Source organism: Nocardia sp. NPDC060220, assembly GCF_042727815.1.
Lineage (GTDB): Bacteria > Actinomycetota > Actinomycetes > Mycobacteriales > Mycobacteriaceae > Nocardia.
The window spans coordinates 1-5,200 of sequence record NZ_JBHWZY010000496.1 but is presented as its reverse complement, the minus strand read 5'-3'; the positions used below and the strand labels follow the sequence as shown (position 1 = coordinate 5,200).

Sequence of the window (5,200 nt, the reverse complement as noted above, 5' to 3'; positions counted from 1 at the left end):
CAGGTCGTCGCCCTCGGCGGGCGGCCGACCGGCGAGCGGCACGAGTACCCCGGCGAGGGGGTCGTGGTCGTGATGGAGGATCCCGAGGGCCACGAGTTCTGCCTGTCGCAGCATCCTTGCGCAGCGCCGCCTGGATGGCCAGGCCGCATCGGACCGCCCGGTCGGCAGCGGCGAAGGCGATCATGTACCCGTCGCCCTGGTTCTTGACCACATGGCCGCCATGGTTCTGCACGCAGCGATCCACCAGGCGGTGGTGGCGGTCGAGCAGCTTGACCCAGGCCCGGTCGCCCAGTTGTTCGTTGAGAGCGGTCGATTGCTCGATGTCGGAGAACATGATGACGACGTTGCCGTCGGGCGCCAGTTTGGCCAGGTCGGGACGTTCGACCCGTGCCCAGCCCGCGAGGTCTTCGATAGAGGTGAGCACGGCGGCACGAAAACCTTTGGCACGCACCAGATCAGCGGCCTGCCAGGCGGTTCGTACCGCTTCGCGACCGCTCACCACCAACCGCTGCCCCGTCGTCGACCGACGCGGTGCCCGGCGCTTGCGCCGACTCCGGACCAGCAAGATCGACAGGATGAGTATGCCGACGGCTTCACCGGCGGCGACGATCGCGAGCACGGTGATCGCGACTGTGGTCATCGGAGCAACCCTGGCGGAGTAGCGTGGCTGGTCGAACCCTGTAGCGGCTGTGCGCCCGAGCTGTTCACGGCAAAATAGTACACATGCGTTCACTCGAATTCGACTGGCGTAGCGGATGCCTACCGACGGTGAATCCTGGGACCATCGCGCTCCGCACCGAGTCGGCTCACTCGCCGTCATTGCGCGCACGGGCAGCATTTCTACAGCTGAGAAGGTCCGTACTCGACATTTGGCAAGCACGGAGACCGTGCATTCGCCGGGCGGAACCGCGTCGGCCGCAGCCGCGAATCCTGCTTCCGTACCCTGTTTGGGTGTACGGGTGAAGCGTCCAGTGCATGCCCGGTGGTGCATAGTGCACAACGATGGTTTCATCTGGGTGCGAAGCACCATTGGAACGCGGGGTGCTGAGGCCGCACGATAAAGCGCAAACAGCGGAAAGTAGGAAATGTGCGCATGCCCGACAGCATCCTGTCGGCCCGGACCGCGACGACGGTAGGTCGGCCGATTCTCGACCGGCTCCCCGCAGCGTCAACGATTTCGGGCAAGATCATGAGTCTGTTCATCGTCGGCAGTGAACTACCCGCCCGAGTGCCCATGGCCGCCCTACGTCGCGATGTCGCCGCACTGGTGAACGCGTGCCTCGAGCTCACCGCCAGAATGTTGACCGGCGGCGACACTGCCGAACCGCTGGCCGAGGTGCGCGCCGACGTCATGGAATGGGCACGCGAGGGCGTCACGATCGACACGATGCACAAGGCCGTGCGGGTAGGCACGCAGGCGGTGTTCGACCATCTCACCGCACGCGCGAGGGTCGACGAGGATCACGCGGCACTGATCGAAACAGCGCGCATGTTCGGCCACCTCTCCCGCGAGCTCGCCATCGCGATCTCACAGGCGTACCTGCGTGAAAGGCAGGTGGCGGGTAGTGACGCAGCGGATACCGTGGCCGCCGCGCTGATCGCCGGGAATGCGACACCGGCCCTGGCGCGCGCCTGCGGGGTCCGGTTGGCCGAGAGCTATTTCGTCTTCGCGGTCGGGTTCGTGCCACGCCATGGAGCGGACGAGCCGCGCCCGGATCGTCATATCCTCGCGCACCGGACAATTCGGCGAATCAGGGCCGAGGTGCTGCACCACTGCGATGACAACGCGCTGATGCAGATGGGCACCGACACAGCTACCCTGCTGATTCCGCAAGACCATTTCGATCCCGGCGCCGCCGAACGGTTCGTCGAGCAGATCGCCGGCGCGGCGCAGACGCAGGTTCGCGCCGCGTTCGTGGTGGCAGGGGCAGGCGGCATCTCCGAAGGGGTCGAGCGCGCGCACGCGGTGCTCGACATCATGCGCCGCCTGCGCCGAGTCGGGCTGGAGCGCTTCGACGACCTGTCGCTGGAGTACCAGCTGTCCCGGCCGGGCACAGCAGGAAGGCATCTGGCCGCGCTACTGGACCCGCTCGAGGACCATCCAGTCCTGCTGGAGACGTTGACAGCGCACCTCGCGACCCACTCCACTCGTCTGCGCACCGCGCGTGCGCTGCACGTACACCCCAACACTGTCGACTACCGACTGAACAAGATCGCCGAGATCACCGGCCTCGACCCGACGCAACCGGACGGTATCTGGCGCCTGCGTTCCGCGCTCGTAGCCCGCATGACCGGCGCGGGTGAGAAAGAGTTAGCCGCCGGCGGTGACCCCGATCAGACCGCCCAGGCATGCTGATCGGGGCGGACCCCAGGTCTGCCACCGAAGTCGTGGAGAGGCAGTGGTGAGTCCGAACAAGGCGGCCGGCATTCGATGGCGCATACCGGTCGCCGCGTCGGCCCTTCTCATCGCCTGTACAGCAGGACTTTTCTGGCTACGGTGCGTGTACATCGTGCTCTACTCCAGACTGTCAACCGATCCGCTGACAGATCCCCATGGCTACGAACTCCTCATCGGCACCGTGCTCGCCCTGGCCGCCGCGGCGGTCCTCGCGGCCGCCGCGCCGTTTGTCGTCGAACCCGGCTCGAGCCGGATTCGACTGGCCAAGATCGTGGCGACACTGCTGGTAGTCCTGACAGCACTGCCCGTAGTAGCGCTGTTCACAGCGTGAACCGAAGTCCATTCGTCAAATCGGTCAGGAAGCCTGCGGGCCGCGACGGTCCGGGCGTGCGTCAACGGCCCGAGACAGTCTCGGGCCATTGATCTTCGGAGTATTGGGCGTGGTCGCCGTGCGGGGATTTCGGGTACGTCGCTACTTGACCGAACCGGCCAGCTGATCGGCGAACGGGGCAACGAACTTTCCGACAAGGGGAAGCTCCGCGCGGACACCGCCGCTGTTGTTCGCCTGGACCATGGCCATGATCCAGACGACGACCGCGAAGATCCCGAGGGCGAGTCCGGCGAGGCTGAAGATGATCCCCAGGGCGCCGAGGAGCGAGCCGACGATGCTCAGAACAATATTGAGCACCGAGACCCCGGCGAAGAAGATGATCGATTGCGCAGCATGGAATTTCACATCGGGATCGTTCTTTCCCACAAAGAGGAAGATGATTCCGGTGAGCCAGCCCAGCGCGTAGGACAGGATCGCGCTGGTCTTCTTGTCCAGGCCGGGGGACTGCGGTTGGTTCGAGGGAAGCTGAGAAGATGTCATGCGGCAAGTACATGCCATACCCGCCGCCTACCGATCCCAACTTTCAGCACAAAACGAGAGATCGCGAGCCGGTCGAAGCACCGGAACCCGACGACCTGCTCGCCGCGCGGAACCGATCAGGCTTGTGCGTCGTCGACGGGTGGGTTCGACGCGGGGCGCGTGCGTTCGGCCTCGCTGCTCGCCCTCGAGGCGCGCCAACTCGCGATGAATCGCTCGGCTGACTCGGCGGAGATCTCCTCGTGGGGCTCGTCTACTCCCCGCCGATAGCGCTGGAGGTACTCGGTAGGACCCCAGGTGAAGTCCCTGCCGAGCGCTTCGTCGGTCGGTAGAGGCCGGGTGTCGGTCCGGCGCACAAGCCCGGTGATTCGACGGGCGCGCCAGCCCTCGGGCCAGCCTCTCTCGTCATCGATCAACGCGAAGTAGCGCACAGCGGGTCCGTTACTGTCAGGCATTACTTCTTGTCCTTCAACGGGATTCGCGCCGGAGCGGCACCGCTCTCCACTCTATACAGCGAAATTCGGCAACCGCTCTGCGACAGTGACTGGGGTTGACAAGCTTTGGACGTTCACGGGCTGCGGCTGAGCCATGATCGACATCGAGCTGCGACCGCTTCCGTTCTGCTGAGGAGGTTCTGCCTTGGCGGGTGGATGCGGAGACTGCCTGGGTAGGTCAACGTTTGTAGTCGGAAAGTAGTCGATCTGGGGAATCTCCCGGACAACAGAAAAGCCCTCTACCTGCTTGTGCTGGTAGAGGGCTCTTTATGCTCCTCCATCTGGACTCGAACCAGAAACCTGCCGCTCTAGATGCGCTGCTTCCCAATGGTTTTCAATGTTTCTCAAAACAGCCTGTCACCTGCAGATTTGATGTTCGAGGTGTTCCCGTCGGATCTCGATCGGTCCCGTTGATTCCCGTTGAATCCGTGTTGTTTCCGTGTTGTGGGTCAAGTCTGGTACCGCCGACTGGTGAAGCACTCCGGCGTTGATGCCTGGTCTGGTAGACCCTAGCCAGCCGACACGGATCTACGTCAACTCACCGAGGGCTACAGCGAACCCGCCCACGTCGCCGAGGCCCGCCGCGAAATCCGACTCTCCATGGCACTCGCCTAGGCCGTCTACGACCGCTACACCGAACTCGGCCTCACCCCAAACCGAAGTCGGCGAACGCGCTGGTCGGACTAAAGCGAAGATCTCGCGCATCGAGGGCTCCGACACCGTCTCCACCCTGCCCTGCTCGCGAAACTCGCCGATGCCACTCTCAACATCGCCCTCGACGCCGACGTAACCCACGTGAGCTTCACCAGCCACCACACCGACGCCGCCTGAGCCTACCGAAGCCACGTTAGGTTCATCGGCAGGCAAGTTATACCGAGCAACAACAGGATTGGGCGCACCGGCACCGGAGATTGGTTCTTGCTGTGTCTGCAGCAGCCACAGTCCATCGCCGAGCTGACAGACGCACTGTGCGGCGTCGCCAAGGATGGCGCTCAGTCGAAAACGTGTTGTTTCGTGATGCCCTTCTGACGGAAAGCCCCCAAATGGCAACAAACTGGCAGGTCAGACACAGTTCTTTCGGCAGCGTCAGACGCGACCCGGAAACAATCTGGATGCTGCTGCGACGAAAGCTGTTAGCCAACAGAACATTTCGACGCTCCGCAGGCTGATGTAGAATCGATCGACCTACCCAACGGAGGTGCATGTGCCAGCTCAGCCCGACCGGGCTGCCGCACGACCAGGTGCAGCCCACTACGACCCAACTACTAATACAGTCCATGTCAGCGTAGCCAATTCCGATATTCTATTACCCTCAGTCATCTGGCACATTACCGACAAATGCCCGCTGTCATGCCAATACTGTTTCGCGACAAAAACAATCCATGAAGTAGATGCAAACCAAGCAGTCGCAACAATTGAGAGACTAGCGCTCCTCGGAAC

The 5,200-nt window shown here is 63.3% G+C and carries 5 protein-coding genes and 1 pseudogene; 3 read left to right on the top strand and 3 right to left on the bottom strand.

Annotated features, from left to right (window positions below):
- Positions 1 to 207: VOC family protein (locus ACFWF3_RS23425; RefSeq protein WP_379315280.1), on the top strand; the 207-nt coding region annotated here is incomplete at its 5' end.
- 16 nt (positions 208 to 223) lie between these two features.
- Here the strand turns inward: ACFWF3_RS23425 and ACFWF3_RS23420 are convergent.
- Positions 224 to 334 (bottom strand): annotated as a pseudogene (locus tag ACFWF3_RS23420) (adenylate/guanylate cyclase domain-containing protein); the annotation flags it as partial.
- A gap of 759 nt (positions 335 to 1,093) precedes the next feature.
- On the opposite strand from ACFWF3_RS23420, the gene ACFWF3_RS23415 reads away from it, so the two are divergent.
- Together ACFWF3_RS23415 and ACFWF3_RS23410 are read left to right on the top strand one after the other, a co-directional pair.
- Complete coding sequence (locus ACFWF3_RS23415; protein WP_379315279.1) at positions 1,094 to 2,356, top strand: PucR family transcriptional regulator; 1,263 nt, start codon at positions 1,094 to 1,096, stop codon at positions 2,354 to 2,356.
- A gap of 154 nt (positions 2,357 to 2,510) precedes the next feature.
- On the top strand, positions 2,511 to 2,729 hold the full coding sequence (locus ACFWF3_RS23410; protein ID WP_379315278.1) for a hypothetical protein: 219 nt from the start codon (positions 2,511 to 2,513) through the stop codon (positions 2,727 to 2,729).
- A gap of 141 nt (positions 2,730 to 2,870) precedes the next feature.
- On the opposite strand, the gene ACFWF3_RS23405 is transcribed toward ACFWF3_RS23410, so the two are convergent.
- Together ACFWF3_RS23405 and ACFWF3_RS23400 are read right to left on the bottom strand one after the other, a co-directional pair.
- Entirely contained in the window at positions 2,871 to 3,269 is a 399-nt protein-coding gene (locus tag ACFWF3_RS23405) for a DUF4870 domain-containing protein (RefSeq protein WP_379315277.1), read from the bottom strand.
- Positions 3,270 to 3,385: 116 nt separating this feature from the next.
- Complete coding sequence (locus ACFWF3_RS23400) at positions 3,386 to 3,721, bottom strand: hypothetical protein (RefSeq protein ID WP_379315276.1); 336 nt, start codon at positions 3,719 to 3,721, stop codon at positions 3,386 to 3,388.
- Positions 3,722 to 5,200 lie beyond the last annotated feature (1,479 nt).